Below are 26,102 nucleotides of genomic sequence, written 5' to 3'. Positions count from 1 at the left end.
GCTTACTTATAGCAGACCTTCTTCGCCGCCTGGACGACGCGGGTGGCGTCGATCAGCGCGGCCTTTTCGAGGTTCGCGGCATAGGGGAGCGGTACGTCCTCATTGGTGACGCGCAGCACCGGGGCGTCGAGATCGTCAAAGCCCTTTTCCATGACCACGGCGGCGATCTCCGACGCGATCGAGCAGGTCGGCCAGCCTTCTTCCACCACCACGATGCGATTGGTCTTCTTGAGGCTGTCCAATACCGTGTCGGTGTCGAGCGGACGCAGCGTGCGCAGGTCGATGACCTCCGCGTCGATGCCCTCGCCCGCCAGCGCCTCGGCGGCTTCCAGCGCCACGCCCACGCCGATCGAATAGCTGACCAGCGTCACGTCCTTGCCTTCGCGCACGATCCGCGCCTTGCCGATGGGCAGGACATAGTCGTCCAGCTGCGGCACGTCGAAGCTGCGGCCGTAGACCAGCTCATTTTCCAGGAACACGACCGGGTCTTCCGACCGGATCGCGGCCTTGAGCAGCCCCTTGGCATCGGCCGAGTCATAAGGCGCGATGACGATCAGGCCGGGCACGGAGGCATACCAGGGACCGTAATTCTGCGAATGCTGGGCCGCAACGCGGCTCGCTGCGCCGTTGGGGCCGCGGAACACGATCGGGCAGCGCATCTGGCCGCCGGACATATAGTTGGTCTTGGCGGCCGAGTTGATGATGTGGTCGATCGCCTGCATGGCGAAGTTGAACGTCATGAACTCGATGATCGGGCGCAGGCCGCCCATCGCCGCGCCCGTGCCGACGCCGGCAAAGCCATATTCGGTGATCGGCGTGTCGATGACGCGCTTGGGCCCGAATTCGTCCAGCAGGCCCTGCGTCACCTTGTACGCGCCCTGGTATTCCGCCACTTCCTCACCCATCACGAAGACGCGCGGATCCTTGCGCATTTCTTCCGCCATCGCGTCGCGCAATGCTTCGCGCACGGTCGTCTTCACATAGGCGGTGCCTTCGGGAATGGCGGGATCCTTGACCGACGCCTTGGTCTCGGCGGCCAGCTTCGACGTGCCGCTTTCCGCCTTCTTTGGCGCGTCGGGCGCGGCTTCCGGCGCAACCGGAGGCGCGCTTTCCTCGGCCTTGGGTGCGGGCGCGGCAGCCTCGCCGCCCTCGCCCGCCATTTCGGCGATGACGGTGCCGACCTTCACGCCCTCGGTGCCTTCGGCGATCATGATCTTGCCGATCTTGCCTTCGTCCACGGCTTCGAATTCCATCGTCGCCTTGTCGGTCTCGATCTCGGCCAGGATGTCGCCGGACTTCACCTCATCGCCTTCCTTCACCAGCCACTTGGCCAGCGTGCCTTCTTCCATCGTCGGCGAGAGCGCCGGCATCTTGATTGCGATACCCATCAATATTGCTCCACCAGCACGTCGGTATAGAGTTCATGCGCTTCCGGTTCGGGCGAGGTTTCGGCGAAATCCGCGGCTTCGGCCACGATCTTGCGGATGTCCTGATCGATCTGCTTGATCTCGTCCTCGCTGACGCCGGCGTCAGCCAGATATTTCTTCGCGCCTTCGATCGGGTCGGATTTTTCGCGCATGGTCTGCACTTCCTCACGCGAGCGATATTTGGCCGGATCCGACATGGAATGGCCGCGATAGCGGTAGGTCTTCATTTCCAGCAGGATGGGGCCGTTGCCGTCCTGAACCCATTTCAGGGCCTCCTCGGTCGCGCCGCGCACAGCGAGCACGTCCATGCCGTCGACCTGAAGCCCAGGAATGCGGAAGCTCTCGCCCCGGCGATAGAGCTGGTCCTCCGACGAGGCGCGGTTGACGCTGGTGCCCATGGCATATTGGTTGTTTTCGATCACGAAGATGATCGGCAGCTTCCACAGTTCCGCCATGTTGAAGCTCTCGTAGACCTGGCCCTGGTTGGCCGCGCCGTCACCGAAATAGGCGACGCATACGCCGCCATCCTCGTTATATTTGTGCGCAAAACCTAGGCCCGCGCCGAGCGACACCTGCGCGCCGACGATGCCGTGCCCGCCGTAGAATTTATGTTCGACGCTGAACATGTGCATCGAACCGCCCTTGCCGCGCGAAATGCCCGCTTCGCGGCCGGTCAATTCAGCCATGATGACCTTGGGATCGATGCCGTAGGCGAGCATATGGCCATGATCGCGATAGCCGGTGATAACGCTGTCCTTGCCGGGCTTCAGAGCCGACTGGATGCCGACCGCAACCGCTTCCTGACCGATATAGAGGTGACAGAAGCCGCCGATCAGGCCCAGACCGTAAAGCTGGCCCGCCTTTTCCTCGAAGCGGCGGATCAGGACCATCTGCCGATAGAATTCCAGCAGCTCTTCCTTGCTGGCCTTATAGTCGGACGGTGTCTCGGGGCGAGGCCGGTTATGGTCCGCGCTGGCGGCGGGTGCAGCCGCCTGTGCCTTTGCGCGCGTCGGACGCGGCGTCGTTGGTTTCGCCAAGGCTGTTATCCTTTTGCGTGGGGTAGGATGGAAGGAAGCCCGATATAGCCGTCCTGTTGCATATATTGCAACTGCGCACCCCTGCAAATCCGGGCGAAACCGCCCGTCCTGGCTGTAATTTGGTGTTGCTGTCGGCGGGTACAAGCCTGCCCGTCATCTCAAAGGCAGGAAAATTGCTTCTGCCATTCGAACCGTGAAAGAAGCTTGCGCATGACCCTGATCAGTTCAGGGGTACGACCACTTCGTCATGATGGATGACGCCGAGCTGGCGGCGAATCAGTTCGTCGGCAAGGTCGGGATCGACCCGGCGGGGATCGAGCGCATCGACCCTGTTCTTGAGTTCCGCGCGCGCCTCCTGCGTCTTCTTGAGCTCCCCCTTGGCGGCGTGGAGCTGGCGCGAATAGTCCCCCCACGCGAGCACGCCATTGGACCCCAGCACGACGTAGCCGGCGAAGAAGAGCAGCAGGAGCAGCGCGATCGCGGGTCCGAAGGCCGAGAAGAGAAGAAGACGTAATTTCGCGATATGCGCCATGGAGCAGATGAATCACAGGCAGGGGCCGGCCGCAAGCGAAAAATCGCCTATTTTGCGGCCGGCGGAATCGTTACGGACTCAGCGAAAAATGGAGCGACCCGCATACACGGCCACGTCGCCCAATTCCTCTTCGATGCGGATGAGCTGATTATATTTGGCGAGCCGGTCGGAACGCGCCAGCGATCCGGTTTTGATCTGCCCGCAATTGGTCGCGACGGCGAGGTCCGCGATGGTCGCGTCCTCCGTTTCGCCCGAACGGTGCGACATGACCGCGGTGTAGCGCGAACGGTGCGCGAGATCGACCGCCGCCAGCGTTTCGGTCAGCGTGCCGATCTGGTTGACCTTCACCAGCAGCGAGTTGGCAAGCCCCTTGCCGATGCCCATGGCGAGGCGTGCGGGGTTGGTGACGAACAGGTCGTCGCCCACCAGCTGAACCTTGCCGCCAATCTTGTCGGTCAGCGCCTTCCAGCCCTCGAAATCGTCCTCGCTCATACCGTCTTCGATCGATTTGATCGGATAGTCGGCGCACAGGGCGGCGAGATAATCCGCCATTTCGACCGGGGAGAGCGACAGGCCCTCGCCCGAAATCTCGTACTTGCCGTTCTTGAAGAATTCGGTCGCCGCGCAGTCCAGCGCCAGCACGACGTCGTCGCCCGGCTTGTAGCCCGCCTTCTCGATGCTGGCGAGAATGAAGTCCAGCGCGTCGCGGGTCGAGGCGATATTGGGCGCGAAGCCGCCTTCGTCGCCGACAGAGGTCGCCAGCCCCTTGTCATGCAGGCCCTTCTTGAGCGTATGGAAGATCTCCGATCCGATCCGCACGGCGTCGGCGATGCTTTCCGCACCCACCGGCATGACCATGAATTCCTGGAAATCGATGGGATTGTCGGCATGTTCGCCGCCGTTGATGATGTTCATCATCGGCACCGGCAGGACATGGGCCGACACGCCCCCGACATAGCGGTAGAGCGGCAGGCCGCGCGCGTCGGCAGCAGCCTTCGCGACAGCGAGCGAGACACCCAAAATGGCGTTGGCGCCCAGGCGCGACTTGTTCTCCGTGCCGTCGAGACCGATCATCGCGGCGTCGACTTCGGCCTGGTCCTCGGCATCCAGGCCGATGATCTGCTCGGCAATCTCGTCATTCACGGCGGCGACCGCCTGAAGCACGCCCTTGCCCAGATATTTGCTCTTGTCCCCGTCGCGCTTTTCTACCGCTTCGTAGGCGCCGGTGGACGCGCCGGAGGGTACGGCGGCGCGGCCGAAGCTGCCGTCTTCCAGCATGACATCGACCTCGACCGTGGGGTTGCCCCGGCTGTCGAGTATCTGGCGCGCGTGAATATCGAGAATGGCTGTCATGATCGCTCCCTGCACTTGGCGTCGTAACGGCGGCCCCTCTGGCCCCTCGGAAACGCGCCCCGCTTAGCCAGCCCCCCCGCCCTTGGCAATGCAGGGCTTGCGCGGGCACGAAAAATGCCGATGGTCTAATTGGTACGGCAACGGAACTGCACCCGCGCCAAAGCATTGGGGGGTGCAGGACTTTCGCCGTGGAAGGCAGTGACACTTGCCTTTGAGAAAGGGAGATTAGGACGATGGCCGACACACCGGAAACCCCGCCCGCCAAGCGTGGCCGCAAGCCCGCCGCCGACAAGCCCGTGAAGGCCAAGCCGGTGAAGGGCGCTGCCGCCGGTGCCGCCGCGCCTGCCCCGGTGAAGAGCCCGCCGGTCAAGACCGCCGCGACACGCAAGGCCGGCAATGGATCGTCGGCCCATGGCTGGACCACGCAGGTCGCGCCGCTCAAGGAACAGGCGGAAAAGGCCGCTCGCGCCGCTGTCGACAAGATCAATGCCGTGGATTGGAAGGCGCAGATCGATCCGATCAAGGAACAGGCCGGGAAGACCGCTCTGTCCGCCGCCGGTGTCGCCAAGGAAAAAACGGGTACGGCGATGCAGAGCCTGGCGAAGCTGATTGCCGATACCGCCGGCACGGTCGACGCGAAGCTGGGTCCGCAATATGGCGATTATGCGCGGCAGGCCGCCGAGACGGTGGCGGGCGCAGCCGATTCCCTGGACAGCAAGGATGTCGATCAGTTGCTGGGCGAAGCGCGCGATTTCGTGCGCAAGAGCCCGGCGGTGGCGATCGGCGCGGCAGCCGTTGTGGGCTATGTGCTGATGCGGCTCGCCAAGGGTTCCGACGACAAGGCCTGACACCGCCTTTTCAGACATACCGACGCACAGGCCCGCAAGGCGGGGCGGAGGCCAAGAGTGACAGACAAGCCAGCGGAAACGGCGGTGACGCCGGAGACCGACGGGCATGAGGACGACGTGCGCGCGGAGAGCGTGCGCGACGTGCTCGCCCGTCTCTACGCGGATGGCCGCGCCTATGCGGACGCCGAAGTGGACAGGCAAAAGGTCCGCGCCGGCATCGTTGCCGCGGGCATCCGCAACGCCGCGATCTTCGGGCTGGTTGCCCTGATCCTGGTCTTCGGGGCAATCGTCGCCCTGCTGGTGGGATTGACCTTCGCGCTCGCCGTGCATGTGGGGCCGCTCTGGGCGACACTCATTGTGGTTGGCGGCGCGCTGGTCGTCGCGCTGATGCTGCTGCTGCTCGCCAAGGGAAGCATCACCCGGATGAGGGAGAGAATCAGCCGATGAGCGACACCGCCTATCGTGCCGCCTGCGACCGGGCTGACGCCGCCCGCCGGCAGTTGCAGAACAGCGCCAACCGCGCCAAGGAGCGGCTGTCCCCCGCGGCGCTCAAACAGGACGCGAAGGACGGGATAAGCGGTGCCGTGCGCAATGTCGCGACCAACCTGACGGCGAAGGCGCGTCAACGCCCGGTCGCAACGGGCGCGGCGGCTGGCGCATTTCTCCTTTATTTAGGCCGGCGGCCCCTGGCGGCACTTTTCCGCCGCTTATACGTTCGGCAGCATGACTCCCAGACACAGGAATCGGAGACCCAAGATGGCTGATATCCGCGCTCAACTGACCCGCGTCCGCGACGCCGCCAATGATGTGGCGATCAGCACGACCGACCGAATCAAGGACGGCACTGAAAAGGCGCGCGAAAGCGCCACCGACCTCATCCAGACAGGCCGGGAGAAGGCAAGCGACGCCTATGGCGACGTACGCGACCGGACGCAGCGCGTTGCCACCCGCGCCAACGAGATCGTACAGGAACACCCCATCGCCGCGGTGGCGGGTGCGGTCGCGGTCGGTGCAGTCGTCGCCTGGATGTTCCCTAAGAGCCGCCGCGTGATGAAGGCATTGCCGAGTTTGGCGTCCACCGCTGGCGCGAAGCTGGTCGAAGCAGCGATTGCCGCGCGCGCCGTCGCCGCCGACGGCGCAGAAACGGTGAAGAGCGGAGCCAGCAACGCGCTGAACGCAGCGGGCGATGCAGCGGTCAGTGCCAAGGACAGCGTGGCAAGCGCCCACCTGCCCGAAAAGGCGTCGAAGATCGCGGACGAAGTCACGACGCTGGTCGCGGCCAAAGTCGATGCGCTGAGCGACGCGATCAAATCACGATTGCACAAAAGTTAATCGCGATTGCATCAAACGCAATCGATACCCGTCCCTGATCCCCTTTGACCCAGGTGGACGCCCTGCTAAGGGTCGCCGCTCATCCAAAGGAGAATAGAAAACGCCATGAGCAAGATGCATCTGGTGATGGGCGGTCGCGTTACCAATCCGCAGACGCTGGAATTCCAGGATCTGAATGCCGTCGATCTGGTCGGCGTATATCCTGACTATGCTTCTGCGGAGAAGGCGTGGCGCGCTGCGGCGCAGCGGACGGTCGACGATGCCGAAATGCGCTATGTCATCGTGCATCTGCATCGCCTGCTGGAACCGGAACTGCCGCAGGGCTAAGGCTCAGATCCGTTTCAACATTCCGCGAACCCAGCGCCCTGCACGGGTGCCGGGTCGCCGCTTCAGTTGATGACCTGCGGCCGTTTGCGAAAGCGCCAGCGCAGCAGCGGCCGGGTCAGCACGAGGCCCGCAATGAAGCCGCCGATGTGCGCGGCGACCGCGATCTGCCCGATGCCCGCCAGATCGCTGCCCGAAGCGTAACCGATCATCAGCTGCATGACGATCCACGCCGCCGCGAGCCACAGCATCCGCACGACATTGGACGACAAGGGTCCGATGCGCCGCACCTGTTGCTGGCTGTAGAGCAAGGAATAGGTCGCGACGATGGCGGAGATCGCGCCGCTCGCGCCCACCATGGGATTGCTGGAAAGCGGATCGGCGATCCACTGCGCCAGACAGGCCGCGTAAGCGCCGATCGCATAGAGGATCAGCGTCCCGCTCCATCCCAGCACATGTTCGACCTGCCGGCCGCAGAAGAGCAGCATCAGCATGTTGAAGACGATGTGCAGCCAGCCGGCATGGATGAAGGCGGAACTGACCGGCGTGAGCCAGAACGGCACCGCCGCCATGCCGTCCAGCAAGCCCGGCGCGCCCCAGCGCGCCGGGATGAAGCCGCCAAGAATCGCGGCGTCCTCGACCCGACCGGCGAAGGACAACAGCAGGAAGACGGCGACATTGATCGCCGCGATGCTGTTGGTCGTGCGGCCGGACGGCAGTTTCACGGGATCAGATGAATTCGATTTTGTCGACCAGGTAGAATTTGTCCCCGGACGGCACCGACACCTCGACCTCGTCCCCGACCTCGCGGCCGATGAGCGCACGGCCGAGCGGGCTGTTGTAGCTGATCATGCCCAGCTTGGCGTCGGCTTCCGCCTGACCCACGATCTGGTAACGGATCGGCTTGTCATCCTCGTCCAGCAGCGTAACGGTCGCGCCGAACACGATCCGGTCGCCCGACAGCGTCGTGGGATCGATGATCTGCGCGCGGGACAGCTTGTCTTCCAGATCGGCGATGGTCGCCTCTACCTGGCCCTGCCGTTCCTTGGCGGCATGATATTCGGCATTTTCCGAAAGATCGCCATGCGCCCGTGCTTCTTCGATCGCGTCCACGATCAGCGGACGTTCCGCCTTCAGCTCGCGCAGCTGGCCGCTGAGCTTGTCATAGCCCGCCTGCAGCATCGGCATCTTCTCGACGGTCGCCATTCCCTAAATCCTTCGTCAAAACTTCCCTCTGACGGCCCCGTCCATGGAGCCGCCCCGCAACCTCATTCCTGTGCAGGGGATCAAGCGTGCGACTGCGGATAATAGGACTGCAACGCCCGCACTTCAAGGGCGTGGCCCCGCAGCGCCTCTATGGCGTCGGCCGCCGCGACGCTGGCTGCCGCCGTCGTGAAACTGGCGATCTTGGCCCGCAGCGCCGACGTGCGAATGGCCTTGCTGTCCTTCAAGGACTGCCATCCTTCGGTCGTATTGAAGATCAGCTGCACTTCGCCGTCGGTGATCTTGTCGACGATATGCGGCCGGCCCTCCGCCACCTTGTTGATGCGCTGGACGGCAATCCCATGCTCCTCCAGATATTTCGCATTGCCGCCCGTCGCGATGATGGTGAAGCCGAGATCAGAAAGCTTGCGCGCGGCGGGCAGGATAACGGGCTTGTCGCTGTCCTTGACCGAGATGAAGACGGTGCCGCCGGTTGGCAGTATGGTTCCCGCGCCGATCTGTGCCTTGGCAAACGCCGTCGCGAAATCGCTATCGATCCCCATGACTTCGCCCGTGCTCTTCATTTCCGGCGAGAGGACGGGATCGACGCCGGGGAAGCGCGCGAAGGGGAAGACGGCTTCCTTGACCGCGATGTGCGAAATGGCGTTGCGGTCGATCTTCGGCAGATCCTTCAGCTTCTCGCCGGCCATCACGCGGCTTGCGATCTTGGCTATCGGCGTGCCAATTGCCTTGGCGACGAAGGGGACGGTGCGGCTGGCGCGCGGGTTGACCTCGATGAGGTAGACGACCCCATCCTTGACCGCGAACTGGATGTTCATGAGGCCGCGGACGGACAGCGCCCGCGCCAGCACATCGGCCTGCCGTTCGATTTCCGCGACGACATCGGGAGACAGGCTGTAGGGCGGGAGCGAACAGGCGCTGTCGCCCGAATGGACGCCCGCTTCCTCGATATGCTGGAGCACGCCCGCCACGACGACATCGTCGCCGTCGCACAGCGCGTCCACGTCCACCTCCACGGCGTCGCGCAGATATTGGTCGATGAGGACCGGCGAGTCGCCCGACACCTGAACCGCGGTGGCGATATATTCCTCCAGCTGAGCCTGGCCGTCGACGATCTCCATCGCACGGCCGCCGAGCACGTAGGAGGGGCGCATGAGGACGGGATAGCCGATGCGGTTGGCGACGGCGATCGCCTCCTCCCGGCTGCGCGCGATGCCGTTGGCGGGCTGGCGCAGCTTCAGCTTGTCGATCAGCGCCGCAAAACGCTCGCGATCTTCGGCCAGGTCGATGGCATCGGGGCTGGTGCCCAGGATCGGCACGCCCGCATCCTCCAGCGCCTGCGCGAGCTTGAGCGGGGTCTGCCCGCCGAACTGCACGATGACGCCGGCCAGCGTGCCCGCCGACATTTCGACGCTCAGGATTTCGAGCACATCCTCCGCCGTCAGCGGCTCGAAATAGAGGCGGTCGGACGTGTCATAATCGGTCGACACCGTTTCCGGGTTGCAGTTGACCATGATCGTCTCATAGCCCGCCTCCGCCAGCGCGAAGCAGGCGTGGACGCAGCAATAGTCGAACTCGATCCCCTGCCCGATCCGGTTGGGGCCACCACCCAGGATCACGACCTTCTTCCGGTCGCTGGGCTGCGCCTCATTCTCCGCTTGCCCAAAGATCGGCGCTTCGTAGGTGGAGTACATATAGGGCGTCTTCGCCTCGAATTCGGCGGCGCAGGTGTCGATGCGCTTGAAAACGGGGCGGACGCCCAGCTTGTGGCGCAGCTTGCGCACTTCGTCCTCGGTGACGCCGCCGGTCATGGCCTTGACCGCTTCGTGGATCAGGCCGGAACCGCGCGCGATGCCGCGCTCCATGCCGCGCAGATTGGCGGACTTGAGCGCCAGATAGGCGAGCCGCTTGTCGGAAAAGCCCATGGATTTGAGGCGACGCATCCCGTCCGCGTCCTGCGGCAGGCCGTTGGCGAGCACCTCGCTCTCCGCGTCCACGATTTCCTTGAGCCGCTCCAGGAACCAGGGATCGAACTTGGCGATCGTATGGATTTCCGGGACGCTCAGCCCTTCGCGCAGGGCCTGCGCCGCGATCAGCAGCCGGTCGGGCGTCGGCTGGGCAAGCGCGGCGACGATGTCGTCCTTGGGCGCGCCGACCAGATGGTCGACATCGTTGAAGCCGGAAAGGCCCGTTTCCAGGCCGCGCAGCGCCTTCTGCATCGATTCGTGGATGTTGCGGCCGATCGCCATGACTTCGCCCACCGACTTCATCGCGGTGCCGAGCAGGGGTTCGCTCCCCTTGAACTTTTCAAAGGCAAAGCGCGGAATCTTCGTCACGACATAGTCGATGGTCGGCTCGAACGACGCGGGGGTCGCGCCGGTGATGTCGTTCTCGATCTCGTCGAGCGTGTAGCCGACCGCCAGCTTCGCCGCGACCTTGGCGATGGGGAAGCCCGTCGCCTTCGACGCCAGCGCCGAGGAACGCGACACGCGCGGGTTCATTTCGATCACGATCAGGCGGCCGTCCTTGGGATTGACCGCGAACTGCACATTGGAGCCGCCAGTTTCGACGCCGATTTCGCGCAGCACCGCGATGCTGGCGTTGCGCATGATCTGATATTCCTTGTCGGTCAGCGTCAGCGCTGGCGCGACGGTGATGGAGTCGCCCGTATGGACGCCCATCGGATCGACATTTTCGATCGAGCAGATGATGATGGCATTGTCGTTGCGGTCCCGCACGACCTCCATCTCATATTCCTTCCAGCCGAGCAGCGATTCCTCGATCAGCACTTCGGTGGTGGGGGACGCGTCCAGCCCTTCGGCAACGATCCGCTTGAACTCTTCCCGGTTGTAGGCGACACCGCCCCCGGTGCCGCCAAGCGTGAAGCTCGGCCGGATGATCGAGGGAAGGCCGGTGAACTCCAGCGCGTCGAGCGCCTCTTCCATCGTATGGGCGATGCGCGAGCGGGCGGACTCCAGTCCGATCTTGTCCATCGCGTCGCGGAATTTCAGCCGATCCTCCGCCTTGTCGATGGCTTCTGCGTCCGCGCCGATCATCTTGACGCCATATTTCTCCAGCGTGCCGTCATTGAACAGCGCGAGCGCGGTGTTAAGCGCCGTCTGCCCGCCCATCGTCGGCAGCACCGCGTCGGGCCGCTCCTTCTCGATGATCTTCGCCACGATTTCGGGCGTGATCGGCTCGACATAGGTGGCGTCGGCGAATTCCGGGTCGGTCATGATCGTGGCCGGGTTGGAATTGACCAGGATGATGCGATAGCCCTCTTCCTTGAGCGCCTTCACCGCCTGCGTGCCCGAATAATCGAACTCGCACGCCTGGCCGATGATGATCGGCCCCGCGCCGATGATGAGGATGGAGGAGATGTCGGTGCGTTTGGGCATTATACTGTCTATATCCTACAAATCGTTCCACCCTTGAAAGGGCATTCCAAATGAGAAAACCAGGCTCAATCCCAGCAGACTATTTTGATACAGATGCTCGTACTTCAATTCGTAGTATTGCTGATCTCTTAGACACCGGCATCCTAAGTTCAAAAGGATCAGAGAGCCCTTTCTTTCGACCTTGCATAACACAAATCCTCATTGAATTGAGTGACTTGCTTCAAAAACTAGATAAAAACCGAAAACGAATATGCTTCAAGGACGATATCTCTCAGCAAGATGGTGGTAGAGATGTTACCGATTTAATTAGAGACTGTCGAAATGCTTCCTGCCACATCTCCAGTGGAGCTCATATATTCCAACAAAATAAGTTCGTATTTAACGTAATGGTTGGATATTGCCCTGCCGCAATGCAAATAAATGATGTGATTCTTGGATGTGATTACGCGGATGACATTGCGATATTTTGGGGAAGCCTGAAACTTTATGCGGGAAGGCACATTGTGAGAGCATACCGAGAAGCCATCCCTCATTTTCCTGATCCATTCTCACGTCGTTAACCCCTCCACAAACCGTTTAAACAGGTAGAAGCTGTCCTGCGGTCCCGGCGAGGCTTCGGGGTGGTACTGGACCGAGAAGGCGTTCCTGTCGGTCAGTTCGATGCCGCAATTGCTGCCGTCGAAGAGCGACACATGGGTAGGCCGCACATTGTCGGGGAGCGTGTCGGCGTCGACCGCGAAGCCGTGGTTCATGCTGGTGATCTCGACCAGGCCGTCCGACAGGCGCTTGACCGGATGGTTCGCCCCGCGATGGCCCTGATGCATCTTGATCGTCTTCGCGCCGACCGCGAGGCCGAGAAGCTGGTGACCCAGGCAGATGCCGAAGATCGGGATATTCTCGGTCAAGAGCGCCGCGATCACCGGCACGGCATAGGCGCCGGTCGCGGCAGGATCGCCCGGACCGTTGGAGAGGAACACGCCGTCGGGCTTCTGCTCCATCACCTGCTCATAAGTGGCGGTGGCGGGCAGCACGGTAACGCGCGCGCCGGCCTTCACCAGATTGCGAAAGATATTGTTCTTCGCGCCATAGTCGATCGCGACGACATGGGGGCGGTCGTCGGTCGCTTCGCCCGCGCCATAGCCAAAGCCGAGCTTCCACACGCCGTCCTTCCACAGGCGGCTTTCCTTGCCGGTGACTTCGATGGCGAGGTCCATGCCTTCAAGGCCCGGCCAAGCTGCCGCCTTGGCGGCCAGCGCGGCAAGGTCGAACCGGCCTTCGGGATCATGCGCGATGACAACATTGGGCGCGCCCTTCACCCGGATGAGCCGAGTCAGCGCCCGCGTGTCCACGCCGGCAAGGCCGATGCGGCCATGCTCGCGCATCCACTGATCGAACGGCTCGACATTGCGGAAATTGCTGGGCCCGGTCACATCCTGCCGGACGATGCAGCCGAGCGCATAGGGGTTGTCGGCCTCCACATCGTCCAGGTTGGTGCCGACATTGCCGATATGGGGGAAGGTGAAGTTGATGATCTGCCCGGCGTAGGAGGGATCGGTCATGATCTCCTGATAGCCGGTGATGGAGGTGTTGAAGCAGAGTTCGCCCACCGCTTCGCCCACGGCGCCGAAACCGCGGCCGAACACCGCGCTGCCATCGGCGAAAACCACGACCCCTGTCGCTCCTTTGGGCACAATGAGGGTCTTGGCGTCAGCCATGGTCTGCGGTTCCTTCTTATGCTTTTGCGGAAACCCGTCTGCTGCGGGTTAAACGGCCGGTCAGGTAGGCGCGCGATCCCCCAAGGTCAACGTCTGTTAAAAATCTCTTTTGCCGCTATATCTGCTTCTTTCCGCAAGACACAGGATAAGTTCGCCATGATTCGCGACACGATTAAAAGCGCCCAGGTCACCGCGATGAAGGCCGGCGACAAGGATCGGCTGGCCGCCGTGCGCCTGATCCTGGCAAAGCTGAAGGACCGCGACATCGAACTGCGCACCGCATCGACCGTGCCGGAAGATGATATGGTGGTGGTAGATGTGCTCCAGAAGATGGCGAAGCAGCGCCGCGAATCGATCGACATGTTCAAGAGCGGCGGGCGCGACGAGCTGGCCGCGAAGGAACAGGCCGAACTGGACGTGATCGAGAGCTTCCTCCCCGCGCAGATGAGCGAGGAAGAGACGAAAGCCGCGATCGAGAGCATCAAGGCGGAGGTCGGCGCGGCGAGCGTGAAGGACATGGGCAAGGTGATGGCCGTGCTGAAGGAACGCCACGGCTGCGTCATCGACATGAGCAAGGCCAGCGGGTTGGTGAAGGCTGCGCTGGGGTGAGATCGACTATTTCCCCTCCCGCTTGCGGGAGGGGTCGGGGGAGGGCATGTTCAAGGCCAATGGATAAAGGCTACGCCCGCCCAACCATGAAAGCGCGTGCCCTGCGCAACAATGCGACGGATGCCGAACGTGCCTTATGGCAAGCGATCAGCGCACGGAAAGTGCGTGGCATCCGGTTCAATCGCCAAGTGCCGATCGGCCCTTTCATCTGCGACTTTGTGGCTCGATCCATCGGGCTAGTGATTGAAGTCGACGGCAGCCAGCACGGTGAGGAAGTCGACAGGCAGCGAACCAGCTATATCGAAGCGCAGGGTTTTCGTGTGATCCGCTTCTGGAACCATGATGTATTGGGCAACATCGAAGGCGTGATCGATGAAATCGAACGCGTGATCGCCAACATGCCCTCCCCCAACCCCTCCCGCAGGCGGGAGGGGAGTTTTCTCCGCGATCAGCCATGACCCTCACCCCGCAATGGCTGGACGAATTGCGTGCCCGCACGTCGCTGTCGACCCTGATCGGGAAGACGGTGAAGGTGCAGAAGGCGGGGCGCGAATATAAGGCCTGTTGCCCCTTTCATAACGAAAAGACGCCCAGCTTCACGATCAACGACGAGAAGGGCTTCTATCACTGCTTCGGCTGCGGCGCGCATGGCGATGCGATCCGGTGGATGACCGATCATCGCGGCTTGCCCTTCATGGAGGCGGTGAAGGAACTGGCGGCCGGCGCGGGCATGGAGGTGCCCGCCGCCGATCCCCGCGCCGCGAAACGGGCTGAGCAGGCCAAGGGGCTGCACGAGGCAATGGCTGCGGCACAGGGCTTCTTCGAGGAGCAATTGGCGGGGATCGACGGCGGCGAGGCGCGCGCCTATCTCGCCAGGCGCGGGATCAGCGACGCGATCCGACGCACCTTTGGCTTTGGCTACTCCCCCGATTCGCGCGGCAAATTGAAGAGCGCGCTCAAGGACTTCGGGGAACCGATGCTGGTCGAGGCCGGACTGCTGATCGACCCGGATGGAGAGCGTGATGCTTACGACCGGTTCCGCGGCCGGCTGATGTTTCCGATCCGCGACATTCGCGGGCGGGTGATCGCCTTTGGCGGGCGCATCCTGGGCCAGGGTGAGCCCAAATATCTGAACTCCCCCGACACGCCGCTCTTCGACAAGGGCCGCACGCTCTACAATATCGACAAGGCGTCTCCCGCCAGCCGGCAGAGCGGCCGCGTCATCGTGGTCGAAGGCTATATGGACGTGATCGCGCTGGCGCAGGCGGGATTTCCAGAATCGGTTGCGCCGCTCGGGACGGCGCTGACGGAACATCAGATCGAACGGCTGTGGAAAATGGTGGAGGTGCCGATCCTTTGTTTCGACGGCGACGCCGCAGGCCAGAAGGCCGCCATTCGCGCGGCCACCCGCGCCCTGCCCCTGCTGCGCCCCGGCCACAGCCTCTGCTTCGCCACCCTGCCGGCGGGACAGGATCCCGACGACCTGATCCGCGCCAGCGGCCCGCGCGCGATGGAAGAGGTGCTGGCCGGCGCCCAGTCTCTGATCGACCGGCTCTGGACGCATGAGGTCGCGGCCTCGCCGCTGGACACACCCGAACAGAAGGCGGCGCTGAAACAGCGGTTGCGCGCCCGGTCCGACGCGATCCAGCACCCGGACGTGCGCGCCCATTATGCCCATGAATTTCGCGAGCGCTATGACGCGAAGTTCTTCGCCCGGCACCCGACGGCAGCCGGGGAAGCGCGTTCGTTCGGCGGCGGCGCGCCCCGCTGGCGGCGCGACAAGCGGGGCAACTGGAAACCGCCCACACCGCCCGCCGGGGCCGAAGCCCGCGCAATTGGCGAAGGCGGGATGGAACAAAGGCTGCTGCGCGCCGTTCTCGCCAGCCTGTTGCGGCATCCCGAGCAGATCGCGCCGCATCGGGAGCAGCTTTCGGCGCTGCGAATCGCCGATCCCGCTCTGGCGGAACTGCTCGCGACGATGATCCGATGCTCCTTCCACAAAGAAACAGTTGAAACGCAGGCCCTGCTTACCATATTGGGGCAAGGTGAAGTGTATAATAGGGCCAAGGGGATGCTCCGGGCCGATACGTTTTCACTCACCCCATACAGGATGACTGCCGATCCCGGTCGCGTTTCGCGCGATCTGGAGGAGGCTATCCGGGTGATGGCGCAGGGGCCGGAGCTGGAAGCGGCGATGGTGGAGGCTACGAAGCGATTCGAGAAGGACGTCAGCGAAGCCAATTTCGCTGAACAGCAGCGCATTCGCGCGCTGATGGCCGATCATGATCGCAGACTGGCGGAACTGGCGCAGCCCGAAGATGGTATTTGATCTGGTTTATCCCGCGCGGCGGGATTGCGAAGTGCAAGGCGAATAGATGGCGACCAAGGCGAACAGCAAGAATAACGGCGCGGGCGATGGAGAGGATGGCGGCGATGCTCCCCTGCTCGACCTCAACGAAGCCTCGGTCAAGAAGCTGATCGCGCGCGCCAAGAAGCGCGGCTACATCACCTATGACGAGTTGAACGACGCCCTGCCGCAGGACCAGATGTCCTCCGAGCAGATCGAGGACGTGATGTCGGCGCTCAACGACATGGGCGTCAACATCGTCGAGAATGAGGAAGCCGGCGAAGACGGCGAGGACCAGCGCGACGACAGCGACGACGAAACGACCGACGAAGGTTCGGAAGACGACGGCCCGAAACTCGTCACCGAAAAGAAGAAGGAAACGGTCGACCGCACGGACGACCCCGTCCGCATGTACCTGCGCGAGATGGGCGCGGTCGAGCTGCTGAGCCGCGAGGGCGAGATCGCCATCGCCAAGCGGATCGAGGCGGGTCGCGACACGATGATCCTGGGCCTGTGTGAAAGCCCAACGACCTTCAACGCGATCATCGAATGGTCCACCGCGCTCAACAATGGCGAAATGCAACTGCGCGAGATACTGGACCTCGACGCCATGCTGTCGAAGGATCCTGCCCCGGAAAGCCTGGAGGAAGGCGCCGAGGACGATGACGGCGAGATCAGCGAGAAGACCGCAGGCCCCAGCTTCAAGGAAGAGGAGGAGCCGGAGGAGGAGTCCGCCGACGCCGACGAGGATGAGGACGGCCTGACCGAACGCCGCGCCCGCCGCACCGAGGATGACGAGGAGGAGGACAACACCCTCTCGCTCGCCCAGATGGAAGAGACTCTGAAGCCGATGGCTTTGGAGAAGTTCGCAACCATCACCGAGATTTTCCGCAGCTTTTCCAAGGCGCAGGAATCCCGCATGCTCGCGATGGCGAACGGCGATGCGTTGAGCCAGAAGGCGGAGGACGATTATCAGGCGCTGCGCGAAAGCCTGACCGCCGAAGTGGAGAGCGTCCAGTTCCACCAGCAGAAGATCGAATATCTGGTGGACCAGCTCTATGCCTATAACCGGCGCCTCACGGCGCTGGGCGGCCAGATGCTGCGCCTTGCCGAGCGGCACAAGGTCAGTCGCAAGGATTTCCTCGACCGCTATGTGAATCACGAGCTGGACGATGCCTGGCTCGACAAGGTGGGCGGCATCGACAAGAAATGGTCGGCCTTCGCCGCCGCCGAAGGGCGCGCGGTCGAGCGCATCCGCAACGAGGTGGCGGAAATCGCGCAGGCGACCGGCATGTCGCTCCCCGAGTTCCGCCGCATCGTCAACATGGTGCAGAAGGGCGAGCGCGAGGCGCGGATCGCGAAGAAGGAAATGGTCGAGGCGAACCTGCGCCTGGTCATCTCCATCGCTAAAAAATATACGAACCGTGGCCTGCAATTCCTTGATCTTATTCAGGAAGGCAATATCGGCCTGATGAAGGCGGTGGACAAGTTCGAATATCGCCGCGGCTACAAGTTCAGCACCTATGCCACATGGTGGATCAGGCAGGCGATCACCCGCTCGATCGCGGACCAGGCGCGGACCATCCGCATCCCGGTTCATATGATCGAGACGATCAACAAGCTGGTCCGCACCAGCCGCCAGTTCCTCCACGAGCAGGGCCGCGAGCCCACGCCCGAGGAGATGGCCGAGCGCCTCTCCATGCCGCTCGAAAAAGTGCGCAAGGTGATGAAGATCGCCAAGGAGCCGATCAGCCTCGAAACGCCGATTGGCGACGAGGAGGATTCGCACCTCGGCGACTTCATCGAGGACAAGAACGCCATCATTCCGGTTGATGCGGCGATCCAGGCCAACCTCAAGGAAACGGTCACCCGCGTCCTTGCCAGCCTGACCCCACGCGAGGAACGCGTGCTGCGCATGCGGTTCGGCATTGGGATGAACACCGACCATACGCTGGAGGAGGTGGGCCAGCAGTTCAGCGTCACCCGCGAGCGCATCCGCCAGATCGAGGCGAAGGCACTGCGCAAGCTGAAGCACCCATCGCGCAGCCGCAAGATGCGCAGCTTCCTCGACCAGTAAATTGCTGGAATCGGTAAAGCGAAATTAACCATCATTGACGCAAAAGGGCGGGTCTCAAGGCCGCCCTTTTCGCGTTTATATACCGGACGTTTACCCAGACGCCCTATGGTGCGCCCCTACATCCTGCAGGTGCAGGGCAGAACAGGGGTTCGTACATGAGCGAAGCGGCACCGCGATACCAGTTTGGCGACATAGCGCGGGTGCTCGAAGCGCTGGTGGCCGCCGACGGCACCGCCGCTCATGCCTATGCCAATCGCGCCGCCACCGGCGTGTCGCGCTCGGCGCTGCTGTCGCTCGCGGATCTGGCGGACGCCGCCTATTATCTCTGCCTGCTGCACGGCCGCCATCCCGGCGTCGTCGATCATGCGGCGACGCGCTCCGCCGACAATGAAGCGCGCCAGTGGCTGATCGAGGCAGCGGACGGCTTCGCCCGCGAGCGGGCCTATCTGACGCAGGTGACGGTGGCGGCCGGGCCAGCGCCCAGCACGGCCGGCCAGGCGGATTGCGAAACGGTGGTCAGCCAGCAGCGCCATGCGCTCGACATGCTCGCCCAGTCCGATCGGCGCGGATGCGCCATGGGCGCGGCCATGGCGCTGGTGCTCGATTGGCGCGCGGTTCGCCATGTGCTCGACATGGCGGCGATTCGCGCCGGCATCGAACCGCAGCCATGCGCCCTGCCCGACCGGGCCGATACGCTGGCAGTCGCGCGCGCGATCGGCGGCGATGACGCCATCGACCGCGCGATCCAGTTCGGCGCGCGCCAGTTGCTGAACCAGCATCGCGGCCTGTGGGACTTGCTCGCGGCCCGCGCGGACCTGCGCGCCAAGACCGGCTGATCCTCCTTTAACGATTGCGTCGATGCCCCGCATTGCCTAGTCCCGTTGCACGCAGCAACGGGAGTGGACGGACGATGCGCTTTGAAGGCACGCAGGATTATGTCGCAACCGACGACCTGAAGGTCGCGGTCAACGCCGCCGTCCTGCTCCGCCGTCCCCTGCTGGTGAAGGGTGAGCCGGGCACGGGCAAGACAGTGCTGGCGCAGGAGATCGCGAAGGAGCTCGACGCGCCGCTGATCGAATGGAACGTCAAATCCACGACGAAGGCGCATCAGGGCCTGTATGAATATGATGCCGTCGCCCGCCTGCGCGACGGGCAGCTTGGCGATCCGCGGGTCCACGACATCGCCAACTATATCCGCAAGGGCAAGCTGTGGGAGGCGTTCACATCGCCGCGCCTGCCGGTGCTGCTGATCGACGAGATCGACAAGGCCGACATCGAGTTCCCAAACGATCTGTTGCAGGAACTCGATCGCATGGCCTTCCACGTCTATGAGACGGGCGAGACGATCGCCGCGGCGGAGCGGCCGGTGGTCGTCATCACGTCGAACAACGAAAAGGAACTGCCCGACGCCTTCCTGCGCCGCTGCTTCTTCCACTATATCAAATTCCCGGACCGAGAGACGATGGAGCGGATCGTCGCCGTCCACTTCCCCGGCATACAAAAGATATTGGTGTCCCGCGCCATGGACATTTTCTATGAGATCCGCGACGTGCCGGGCCTCAAGAAGAAGCCGTCGACGTCCGAATTGCTCGACTGGCTGAAGCTGCTGCTTAACGAGGATATGCCGCTCGACGTTCTCCAGAGCACCGACTCGGCCAAGGCCATCCCGCCGCTGCACGGCGCGCTGCTCAAGAATGAGCAGGACATCATGATGTTCGAGCGCCTGGCCTTCATGGCGCGCCGTCAAGGACGCTGAGGCCCCCAACATTTTGCCATCCCAAGGAGCTTTCATGTCCCACAGCGCTGGATGCCTTTGCGGACAGGTCCGCATCACGATCGACGCCGAACCGCTCGCCGCCCGCATGTGCTGGTGTCGTCTTTGCCAATATCTGGGCGGCGGATCGGCGACCGTGAATGTCGCCTTCCCGTCCGACAAGGTCACGACCAGCGGCGACGTGCGCTGGTATGGCAGCACAGCAGACAGCGGCACGCCGATGCGGCGGGGCTTCTGCCCCGAATGCGGGACGCCGATCTTCAGCCTGGCCGAATCACGGCCGCACATGACCTTCATCCGCGCCGGCGCGCTCGACGATCCCTCGCTGATCGCGCCGCAGGCGGTCATCTGGACCGGCGCTGCGCCGGATTGGGCGCATCATGATCCCGATCTGCCCCATTATCCGGCACAAATCCCGCCCGTCGCCTGAAAAGCCGCTTGCGCTCGGGCGTCCAGCCTGTAGCGTCCCTGTCTTAGTTCAAGGCCGCGTCAAGACGGTCTGGTTCTGGAGAGGGATGCTGATGCGCGCGCGCACCCGGACGATGATTTCAACGCTTTTGCTGTCCGCAGGCCTGATGTTTGCGGCGCATGCTCACGCCGCCGATGAAGCGGAAGCCTGGCTGCCGACACAAAGCGCCATCCGCGCCCCGGCCGCCGGCATCGCCCTGCCCCAGACCATAGCCAACCTGTCCCTCACGAAAAGCGGCGAAGCCTCCAACGGCGGGCGCGCCGTGGACAATTATGCGCAATATCTGTCGGAGGACGGCGCGGTCCAGGCGACGCTCTACGTCTATATGCCGACCTATGCCGACGCGGCGCTTGCCGCTTATATGACCGACAAGGCGATTATGGAGCGGTTCGGCACCAAAACCCGCCGCACCGCTTATGCCAGCGTCCCCGTCGCGGGTCAGCCCGACCGGGCGATCCGCGCGGTCTACGACGACGCGGCGGACGGAGCGCTGACGACGGCGGCGGCATTCGTCCATGCCGGCCGCTGGGTGGTGAAGCTGCGCGTCACCGGCCCGACCGAGCGCCGCGCTGATGTTGTGGCGGGCCTCGACGGCATGCTCGCGGCCTTGCAGGTCGATGATATGGCGCAGCTCCATCCGGTAGCGCCCGCCAGCTTTTCCGCCTGCCCGGCCAGCGACGCGGCTGACGCGCGCCTGACTCCCGCCGCGCCGGGTGATGCAGCCACGCCCCAGGATGTGCGAATCCCGCGCGACGGCAAGGACAGGCTCTGCGTTCGTGGCAAGGTCGTCACTGCGGAGGGCAGCTTCGACATGCTGCAACAGGCAGGCCAGGCCAATGGCGCGATTATCGTGCCGGTGGATGACAGCGGCACCGTGCTCGCCTTCGACCCCGCGCAGGACGCCAGAGGATATCGGCTGTCCATTCACATGGTCGGCCAGACCGATCTCTACGGCACCTACGACAAAGTACCGAGCCCCGCGCAGGTCGCCGCGATCATCGACGGAAAAGACCCGCAAACCGCGCAGGCAGAGGCCGTCGCCGCCTATGCCGCCAACGGGAACGTCACGGTCAGCCGCTTGCCCAGAGCGGGGCATTGACCTGACGCATTGCCGCTGTTGCTGGCCGGAGCGATGAGTGGCGAACCTGCGGATCAGATGAGATAGCCGACCTCGTAAACGCCCCAGCGTCGGCCTCCGAACACCAGCGGCACGAAGACGCTGCGCAGCGCACGGTAGCGCCCCTCGCCCAAATCCTGCCGGTAGGTGCAGAGGAAGAAGTCGCCTTCCCCGTCCAGGGCGCGGCGGATCTGGCCGTCCATGAAAATCTGGCGGTTGCGCGCATGCTCCATGTTCCAGTCCCGCGCGCCGGGCCGCTGGGGGGCGCTGCGCCCGCTGACATGGGTGGGGAGATAGCCGTTCATGTCGATGAGGCAGCAGCCGACGATGGCATCGTCCTGCGCCGTCCGCCGGTCGAGCAGCGGCTGAACCACGGCGTCCGCGAAGTGGGTGAAACCGTTCAGATATTGCGGCGGGTCCGACCCTTCGATCCGGCGATAATCGACGTCGAACAGATCGCCGGCGGTCAGCCGCCCCCCGGCGATAGCATCCTCGATCAACGCCGACACCTCGTTGCTCCCCTCTTCCGCGAGCGCGATATAGCGGCTGTTGCGGGTCTTGCCGGGGCCATGGGCCGCGCGGTCCAGCATCGCGTTCGCCATCCCCTCCAGCCCTTCCAGCTGGACCCGCGACGCGTCCACCCGGACCGCATTCTCGCCGGCAGACCGGCTGAACTGCGACAGGCCGGCGCGCAGCGCGGCGACATCGCCGTCAGCCGCGTCGGTACAGGCGACGATGGCGTTCGACCGTTCGCCGAACTGGCCCACGAGCGACGCGATCTCCGCAACCGACAGGCGGAGCCGGTCGATATGCGTGCCGACCCCCCGGCTGCGGACGATATTATCTTCCACCCCACCGATCAGCCGCCGGGCATCCTGATCCAGCAAACCCAGCTTTTCGCCAACCGAGCCGGCTGACTCGCCTGCTTGCTCGGCAAGCCGCCTTATCTCTTCCGCCACGACCGCGAACCCGCGGGTTGCTTCTCCCCCGCGCGCCGCCTCGATCGCGGCGTTGATGCCAAGGAGGCGGGTCTGGCGGGCGATCATGCCCAGTTCCTCCGATATGCCGCCTACAGTCTCGATCACTGACAGGAACCGGCGAAGGTGGCTTTCGAGACCGGACACATGCTGGACCAGTTCCGTCACTCCATCCAGCGACAGGCCTATCACATCATGCCCCTGCGCGATGACCTGCCCGGCGCGGCCTGCCGTGACGCTCAGTTCGCGCGCAGCGGTGACGCTGTCCGACTGGCTTGCCGCCAGCCGATCCATATTCTCCTGCAAATCGCCCAGCCGCGCGACATCGCACTGTATCCGACGATTCAGCTCGCCCAGATAGCCGGCGGTTTCGCTGCACTGCAAAGCGATGTCACCCGATCTTTCCCCAAGATCAGCCAACAAATCCCCGTTTTCCAACAAGTCCCCCACTCTCAGCCCGCATCTGGATAGTGCAGCATTAACCATGCACTGCAACACTTAATATTTCGATGCCGTGACGGTGCGCCTGTGACTTGCATCGCCGGACAGGCTGGCCGACAAGGGCCATCATGTTGCTCGACTTTCTCGACGCCCTTCGCGCCGCCGGCATCCCGGCCGGGATCAAGGAACATCTGCTGATGCTCGAAGCGCTCGACCGAGACGTCATCGCCCGCCGGCCGGAAGAGTTCTACTATCTGGCCCGCGCGACCTATGTGAAGGACGAAGGCCTGTTCGACCGCTTCGACCAGGTGTTCGCCAAGGTCTTCAGGGGCGTGCTGGATGCGGATGGCATGGAAGCCGACATCCCGGACGAATGGCTGCGCCTTGTCGCCGAAAAATATCTGACGCCCGAGGAGATGGCGAAGATCGAGTCGCTCGGCGACTGGGACGAGATTATGGAGACGCTGAAGAAGCGGCTGGAGGAGCAGGAAGGACGGCATCAGGGCGGCAGCAAATGGATCGGCACCGGCGGCACATCCCCCTTCGGCCATGGCGGCTATAACCCCGAAGGCGTGCGCATTGGCGGTGAAAGCCGCCACAAGCGCGCGATCAAGGTGTGGGAGAAGCGCGAGTTCGCCAATCTCGACAACAGCCGGGAACTGGGCACCCGCAACATCAAGGTCGCGCTGCGCCGCCTGCGCCGCTTCGCGCGCGAAGGGGCTGCGGACGAACTGGACCTGGATGAAACGATCCGGGGAACCGCACGTCAGGGCTGGCTCGACATCCGGATGCGGCCGGAGCGGCACAATGCGGTGAAACTGCTGCTGTTCCTGGACGTGGGCGGATCGATGGACCCGTTCATTACCCTTACTGAGGAACTCTTCTCCGCCGCCACCGGCGAATTCAAGAATATGGAATTCTTCTATTTCCACAATTGCCTGTACGAGGGCGTGTGGAAGGACAATCGCCGCCGCTTGTCGGAACGCATCCCGACCTGGGACATCCTCCATAAATATGGCCATGACTACAAGGTGATCTTCGTCGGCGACGCGGCGATGAGTCCCTATGAGATCAGCCATGCTGGCGGATCGGTCGAGCATATGAACGGTGAACCAGGCGCGGTCTGGCTCCAGCGCGTCACCCGTACCTACCCGGCGACGGTCTGGCTCAATCCGACGCAGCGGTCCGCCTGGGACCACAGCCAGTCCACCCGCATCATCCGGGAGCTCATGAACGATCGCATGTATCCGCTGACCATCGACGGCATTGACGCCGCCATGCGTGAACTGACGCGGAAAAGGTGAGCGGTTCGGCCCCGACATGACCAATTTGTAATGCCCCGCCGTCTTGACGCGCGCGGCCGCCCGGTCCATCTCGCATGGGTGTAGGGGCTACACCCAGCCACATTCCGCAACCTCCCGAGAGGGGACCATGTCCAGTAACGACCATAGTCGAACGACCGTCCCGATGGGAGCAGAGGCGCGCCGCTGACGGCTGACACCTCGTGAAGCGACCCATCGGCACGGTCGGTTTCAAGAGGTGATATATGAATGCAGCCATCCGCTTCCTCACCGCCCCGCTCCGCCGTATGCCCGCATCACGTGATGTGTATGAGGTGTTCGACAGCCGCCTGAGCTTCGGCGAAAAGCTTGCCGACCGTGTCGCCGCCATCGGCGGGTCGTGGAGCTTCATCATAGGGTTCGGCTTGTTCCTTGCCGGCTGGGCCGTGCTGAACACCGTCATCCTCGCGAAGCACGCGTTCGATCCCTTCCCCTATATCTTCCTGAACCTGATGCTCTCCATGCTCGCGGCGCTTCAGGCCCCGATCATCATGATGAGCCAGAACCGTCAGGCGGCGAAGGACCGGCTGGAGGCGCGACTCGATTATGAAACCAATGTTCGCGCCGAATCGGAAATCGCCGCTCTGCATGACAAGATGGACCGCCTGCTCGAACGGCTCGATGCCGTTGGGCAGAGGGCGTGAGGAGTCAGGCGTTGAACAGTTCGCCACCGGTCATCGGCTGGGGCACGCCGGTCGTTCCGGGAAAGCTGATCGGCAGGCCTTTCAGACTCCGCACCGCCATATAGGCGAAGCCCTGGGCCTCCAGCGCGTCGCCGTCCCAACCGAGACCATCCACCGGTCTCACATCCGCGCCGGTGCGGTCCGCCAGCATCGCCATCAGCGTGGCATTATGGCGCCCGCCGCCGGCGACGTGGATCGTTGCGGGCCGCTGCGGCAGATGATCGACGCCGCGCGCCACGGCGACCGCCGTAAACGCGGTCAGCGTCGCTGCGCCGTCCTCTATCGAAAGGCCATGCACGGCAGCGATGCCGAAACGTTCGCGATCGATGCTCTTGGGCGGCGGCAGGTCGAACCAGGCGTCCGCCATCATCGCCGCGAGCCGCACCTCATCCACCCGGCCCGCGGCCGCGGTCGCACCGCCCGCGTCGAACGCCGCCCCGCCATGCGCCTGCATCCAGTTGTCGATAAGGCCGCTGGCCATGCCGGTGTCGAAGGCGATCAGCGTGCCGTCCGATCCGATATAGGTAATGTTGGCGACGCCGCCGAGATTGAGCACCGCGGCGGGCTTGGCCAGCCCTTCCGCCAGCGCGCGATGATAGACCGGCAGCAGCGGCGCGCCCTGCCCGCCCACCGCCACGTCCGCGCTGCGCAGGTCGCCCACCACCGGGATGCCGAACGCGCCCGCCAGCGCCGCGCCGTCGCCGATCTGCCAGGTCCAACCCCATTCCGGCCGGTGCGCGACCGTGTGCCCGTGAAAGCCGATCACGCCTACATCCTCCGCGATATGGCCGCTACGGCCGAGCAGGTCGGCCACCGACTGCACATGCCGCTCGGTCAGTTCCGCCTCCACCGACGCGATCAGCGGTTCGAAGTCCCGCCGCTCCATCGTCATCGCGCGCGCGCACGCCTCGGTCAGCCGCAGGCGGAAGCCGTCATCATAGGCCATGGCGTGGAAGGCAATGGGGGTGACCGCCCCTTCCCCGTCGGTTTCGATCAGCGCCGCGTCGATCCCGTCGCGCGAGGTGCCAGACATCAGGCCGATAGCCAACATTGCAGGGAACTCCGCCTCTTTTACACT

General features: G+C 63.8%; 26 protein-coding genes. 16 read left to right on the top strand and 10 right to left on the bottom strand.

What is annotated here, in order from left to right:
- Positions 1-2: 2 nt before the first annotated feature.
- From ACFQ24_RS22125 to eno, 4 genes are all read right to left on the bottom strand, one after another.
- The gene (locus tag ACFQ24_RS22125) at positions 3-1,388 is read right to left on the bottom strand and encodes a pyruvate dehydrogenase complex E1 component subunit beta (protein ID WP_380915239.1); all 1,386 of its coding nucleotides are present in this window, start codon (positions 1,386-1,388) and stop codon (positions 3-5) included.
- Entirely contained in the window at positions 1,388-2,464 is a 1,077-nt protein-coding gene (gene pdhA, locus ACFQ24_RS22120; protein ID WP_380915237.1) for a pyruvate dehydrogenase (acetyl-transferring) E1 component subunit alpha, read from the bottom strand. Before pdhA ends, ACFQ24_RS22125 begins: the two co-directional genes overlap by 1 nt.
- Before the next feature lie 220 nt (positions 2,465-2,684).
- On the bottom strand, positions 2,685-2,996 hold the full coding sequence (locus ACFQ24_RS22115) for an FtsB family cell division protein (protein ID WP_066769331.1): 312 nt from the start codon (positions 2,994-2,996) through the stop codon (positions 2,685-2,687).
- 78 nt (positions 2,997-3,074) lie between these two features.
- Positions 3,075-4,349 (bottom strand): phosphopyruvate hydratase, encoded by a 1,275-nt coding sequence (gene eno, locus ACFQ24_RS22110; RefSeq protein WP_380915234.1) that lies wholly within the window; start codon positions 4,347-4,349, stop codon positions 3,075-3,077.
- A gap of 233 nt (positions 4,350-4,582) precedes the next feature.
- Between eno and ACFQ24_RS22105 the strand changes: the two genes are divergently transcribed.
- The 5 genes from ACFQ24_RS22105 (at position 4,583) to ACFQ24_RS22085 (ending at position 6,856) form a co-directional block, all read left to right on the top strand.
- The gene (locus ACFQ24_RS22105) at positions 4,583-5,197 is read left to right on the top strand and encodes a hypothetical protein (RefSeq protein WP_380915232.1); all 615 of its coding nucleotides are present in this window, start codon (positions 4,583-4,585) and stop codon (positions 5,195-5,197) included.
- Between the two features lie 57 nt (positions 5,198-5,254).
- Positions 5,255-5,644: a phage holin family protein gene (locus ACFQ24_RS22100; protein WP_380915230.1), complete on the top strand. Its 390-nt coding sequence runs from the start codon at positions 5,255-5,257 to the stop codon at positions 5,642-5,644.
- Positions 5,641-5,961 (top strand): hypothetical protein, encoded by a 321-nt coding sequence (locus ACFQ24_RS22095; protein ID WP_380915228.1) that lies wholly within the window; start codon positions 5,641-5,643, stop codon positions 5,959-5,961. The genes ACFQ24_RS22100 and ACFQ24_RS22095 overlap by 4 nt, the downstream gene beginning before the upstream one ends.
- Positions 5,954-6,529: a hypothetical protein gene (locus ACFQ24_RS22090; RefSeq protein WP_380915226.1), complete on the top strand. Its 576-nt coding sequence runs from the start codon at positions 5,954-5,956 to the stop codon at positions 6,527-6,529. The genes ACFQ24_RS22095 and ACFQ24_RS22090 overlap by 8 nt, the downstream gene beginning before the upstream one ends.
- 105 nt (positions 6,530-6,634) lie before the next feature.
- Positions 6,635-6,856 carry a DUF4170 domain-containing protein gene (locus ACFQ24_RS22085; RefSeq protein WP_380915224.1) on the top strand — a complete coding sequence of 74 codons (222 nt, stop codon included), beginning with the start codon at positions 6,635-6,637 and terminating at the stop codon, positions 6,854-6,856.
- A 62-nt stretch (positions 6,857-6,918) separates the two neighbouring features.
- Here ACFQ24_RS22085 and ACFQ24_RS22080 read toward each other — a convergent pair whose 3' ends face one another.
- The 3 genes from ACFQ24_RS22080 to carB form a co-directional block, all read right to left on the bottom strand.
- Positions 6,919-7,578, bottom strand: a complete 660-nt coding sequence (locus ACFQ24_RS22080; RefSeq protein WP_380915222.1) for a rhomboid family intramembrane serine protease — start codon at positions 7,576-7,578, stop codon at positions 6,919-6,921.
- 4 nt (positions 7,579-7,582) lie between these two features.
- Complete coding sequence (gene greA / locus ACFQ24_RS22075; protein WP_380915220.1) at positions 7,583-8,059, bottom strand: transcription elongation factor GreA; 477 nt, start codon at positions 8,057-8,059, stop codon at positions 7,583-7,585.
- 80 nt (positions 8,060-8,139) lie between these two features.
- The gene (carB, locus tag ACFQ24_RS22070) at positions 8,140-11,475 is read right to left on the bottom strand and encodes a carbamoyl-phosphate synthase large subunit (protein WP_380915218.1); all 3,336 of its coding nucleotides are present in this window, start codon (positions 11,473-11,475) and stop codon (positions 8,140-8,142) included.
- Between the two features lie 50 nt (positions 11,476-11,525).
- Between carB and ACFQ24_RS22065 the strand changes: the two genes are divergently transcribed.
- Positions 11,526-12,035: a hypothetical protein gene (locus ACFQ24_RS22065; protein WP_380915216.1), complete on the top strand. Its 510-nt coding sequence runs from the start codon at positions 11,526-11,528 to the stop codon at positions 12,033-12,035.
- Here the strand turns inward: ACFQ24_RS22065 and carA are convergent.
- Positions 12,024-13,190 carry a glutamine-hydrolyzing carbamoyl-phosphate synthase small subunit gene (gene carA / locus ACFQ24_RS22060; protein ID WP_380915214.1) on the bottom strand — a complete coding sequence of 389 codons (1,167 nt, stop codon included), beginning with the start codon at positions 13,188-13,190 and terminating at the stop codon, positions 12,024-12,026. The genes ACFQ24_RS22065 and carA overlap by 12 nt on opposite strands.
- A 156-nt stretch (positions 13,191-13,346) precedes the next feature.
- Between carA and ACFQ24_RS22055 the strand changes: the two genes are divergently transcribed.
- The 8 genes from ACFQ24_RS22055 to ACFQ24_RS22020 all read left to right on the top strand — a co-directional run bounded on the left by ACFQ24_RS22055 (position 13,347) and on the right by ACFQ24_RS22020 (position 21,565).
- Complete coding sequence (locus ACFQ24_RS22055; protein ID WP_380915212.1) at positions 13,347-13,799, top strand: GatB/YqeY domain-containing protein; 453 nt, start codon at positions 13,347-13,349, stop codon at positions 13,797-13,799.
- Positions 13,800-13,858: 59 nt separating this feature from the next.
- Positions 13,859-14,257, top strand: a complete 399-nt coding sequence (locus tag ACFQ24_RS22050; protein ID WP_380915210.1) for an endonuclease domain-containing protein — start codon at positions 13,859-13,861, stop codon at positions 14,255-14,257.
- On the top strand, positions 14,254-16,128 hold the full coding sequence (dnaG, locus tag ACFQ24_RS22045) for a DNA primase (RefSeq protein WP_380915208.1): 1,875 nt from the start codon (positions 14,254-14,256) through the stop codon (positions 16,126-16,128). Before ACFQ24_RS22050 ends, dnaG begins: the two co-directional genes overlap by 4 nt.
- 46 nt (positions 16,129-16,174) lie before the next feature.
- A complete protein-coding gene (gene rpoD, locus ACFQ24_RS22040; protein WP_380915206.1) occupies positions 16,175-18,223 on the top strand; it encodes an RNA polymerase sigma factor RpoD in 2,049 nt (682 codons plus the stop codon).
- Between the two features lie 155 nt (positions 18,224-18,378).
- A complete protein-coding gene (locus ACFQ24_RS22035) occupies positions 18,379-19,059 on the top strand; it encodes a DUF6975 family protein (RefSeq protein WP_380915204.1) in 681 nt (226 codons plus the stop codon).
- A gap of 74 nt (positions 19,060-19,133) precedes the next feature.
- Entirely contained in the window at positions 19,134-19,979 is an 846-nt protein-coding gene (locus ACFQ24_RS22030) for an AAA family ATPase (RefSeq protein ID WP_380915203.1), read from the top strand.
- A gap of 34 nt (positions 19,980-20,013) precedes the next feature.
- The gene (locus tag ACFQ24_RS22025) at positions 20,014-20,427 is read left to right on the top strand and encodes a GFA family protein (RefSeq protein WP_380915201.1); all 414 of its coding nucleotides are present in this window, start codon (positions 20,014-20,016) and stop codon (positions 20,425-20,427) included.
- An 85-nt stretch (positions 20,428-20,512) separates the two neighbouring features.
- Positions 20,513-21,565, top strand: a complete 1,053-nt coding sequence (locus ACFQ24_RS22020; RefSeq protein ID WP_380915199.1) for a hypothetical protein — start codon at positions 20,513-20,515, stop codon at positions 21,563-21,565.
- A gap of 53 nt (positions 21,566-21,618) precedes the next feature.
- Here ACFQ24_RS22020 and ACFQ24_RS22015 read toward each other — a convergent pair whose 3' ends face one another.
- Positions 21,619-22,983 (bottom strand): methyl-accepting chemotaxis protein, encoded by a 1,365-nt coding sequence (locus ACFQ24_RS22015; protein ID WP_380915197.1) that lies wholly within the window; start codon positions 22,981-22,983, stop codon positions 21,619-21,621.
- Between the two features lie 146 nt (positions 22,984-23,129).
- On the opposite strand from ACFQ24_RS22015, the gene ACFQ24_RS22010 reads away from it, so the two are divergent.
- The gene (locus ACFQ24_RS22010) at positions 23,130-24,305 is read left to right on the top strand and encodes a vWA domain-containing protein (protein WP_380915195.1); all 1,176 of its coding nucleotides are present in this window, start codon (positions 23,130-23,132) and stop codon (positions 24,303-24,305) included.
- A gap of 242 nt (positions 24,306-24,547) precedes the next feature.
- The gene (locus ACFQ24_RS22005) at positions 24,548-24,985 is read left to right on the top strand and encodes a DUF1003 domain-containing protein (RefSeq protein ID WP_380915193.1); all 438 of its coding nucleotides are present in this window, start codon (positions 24,548-24,550) and stop codon (positions 24,983-24,985) included.
- A gap of 4 nt (positions 24,986-24,989) precedes the next feature.
- Here ACFQ24_RS22005 and ACFQ24_RS22000 read toward each other — a convergent pair whose 3' ends face one another.
- Positions 24,990-26,075: an anhydro-N-acetylmuramic acid kinase gene (locus tag ACFQ24_RS22000; protein WP_380915191.1), complete on the bottom strand. Its 1,086-nt coding sequence runs from the start codon at positions 26,073-26,075 to the stop codon at positions 24,990-24,992.
- Between the last annotated feature and the right edge of the window lie 27 nt (positions 26,076-26,102).

It is taken from the genome of Sphingobium olei (assembly GCF_042678845.1).
Classification (GTDB): Bacteria; Pseudomonadota; Alphaproteobacteria; order Sphingomonadales; family Sphingomonadaceae; genus Sphingobium; species Sphingobium olei.
Note: the sequence above shows the minus strand (reverse complement) of the source record. Positions and strands in the feature narration are given on the sequence as shown.

Excerpts from the sequence above, each read along its gene's own strand:
- carB (WP_380915218.1), bottom strand. The coding sequence starts at position 11,475 with ATGCCCAAACGCACCGACATCTCCTCCATCCTCATCATCGGCGCGGGG.
- ACFQ24_RS22050 (WP_380915210.1), top strand. The coding sequence starts at position 13,859 with ATGGATAAAGGCTACGCCCGCCCAACCATGAAAGCGCGTGCCCTGCGC.
- greA (WP_380915220.1), bottom strand. The coding sequence starts at position 8,059 with ATGGCGACCGTCGAGAAGATGCCGATGCTGCAGGCGGGCTATGACAAG.
- ACFQ24_RS22105 (WP_380915232.1), top strand. The coding sequence starts at position 4,583 with ATGGCCGACACACCGGAAACCCCGCCCGCCAAGCGTGGCCGCAAGCCC.
- ACFQ24_RS22095 (WP_380915228.1), top strand. The coding sequence starts at position 5,641 with ATGAGCGACACCGCCTATCGTGCCGCCTGCGACCGGGCTGACGCCGCC.
- ACFQ24_RS22025 (WP_380915201.1), top strand. The coding sequence starts at position 20,014 with ATGTCCCACAGCGCTGGATGCCTTTGCGGACAGGTCCGCATCACGATC.
- ACFQ24_RS22055 (WP_380915212.1), top strand. The coding sequence starts at position 13,347 with ATGATTCGCGACACGATTAAAAGCGCCCAGGTCACCGCGATGAAGGCC.
- ACFQ24_RS22030 (WP_380915203.1), top strand. The coding sequence starts at position 19,134 with ATGCGCTTTGAAGGCACGCAGGATTATGTCGCAACCGACGACCTGAAG.
- ACFQ24_RS22000 (WP_380915191.1), bottom strand. The coding sequence starts at position 26,075 with ATGTTGGCTATCGGCCTGATGTCTGGCACCTCGCGCGACGGGATCGAC.
- rpoD (WP_380915206.1), top strand. The coding sequence starts at position 16,175 with ATGGCGACCAAGGCGAACAGCAAGAATAACGGCGCGGGCGATGGAGAG.
- ACFQ24_RS22125 (WP_380915239.1), bottom strand. The coding sequence starts at position 1,388 with ATGGGTATCGCAATCAAGATGCCGGCGCTCTCGCCGACGATGGAAGAA.
- ACFQ24_RS22115 (WP_066769331.1), bottom strand. The coding sequence starts at position 2,996 with ATGGCGCATATCGCGAAATTACGTCTTCTTCTCTTCTCGGCCTTCGGA.
- ACFQ24_RS22090 (WP_380915226.1), top strand. The coding sequence starts at position 5,954 with ATGGCTGATATCCGCGCTCAACTGACCCGCGTCCGCGACGCCGCCAAT.
- ACFQ24_RS22065 (WP_380915216.1), top strand. The coding sequence starts at position 11,526 with ATGAGAAAACCAGGCTCAATCCCAGCAGACTATTTTGATACAGATGCT.
- ACFQ24_RS22035 (WP_380915204.1), top strand. The coding sequence starts at position 18,379 with ATGAGCGAAGCGGCACCGCGATACCAGTTTGGCGACATAGCGCGGGTG.
- ACFQ24_RS22085 (WP_380915224.1), top strand. The coding sequence starts at position 6,635 with ATGAGCAAGATGCATCTGGTGATGGGCGGTCGCGTTACCAATCCGCAG.
- carA (WP_380915214.1), bottom strand. The coding sequence starts at position 13,190 with ATGGCTGACGCCAAGACCCTCATTGTGCCCAAAGGAGCGACAGGGGTC.
- eno (WP_380915234.1), bottom strand. The coding sequence starts at position 4,349 with ATGACAGCCATTCTCGATATTCACGCGCGCCAGATACTCGACAGCCGG.
- ACFQ24_RS22010 (WP_380915195.1), top strand. The coding sequence starts at position 23,130 with ATGTTGCTCGACTTTCTCGACGCCCTTCGCGCCGCCGGCATCCCGGCC.
- dnaG (WP_380915208.1), top strand. The coding sequence starts at position 14,254 with ATGACCCTCACCCCGCAATGGCTGGACGAATTGCGTGCCCGCACGTCG.
- ACFQ24_RS22005 (WP_380915193.1), top strand. The coding sequence starts at position 24,548 with ATGAATGCAGCCATCCGCTTCCTCACCGCCCCGCTCCGCCGTATGCCC.
- ACFQ24_RS22020 (WP_380915199.1), top strand. The coding sequence starts at position 20,513 with ATGCTGATGCGCGCGCGCACCCGGACGATGATTTCAACGCTTTTGCTG.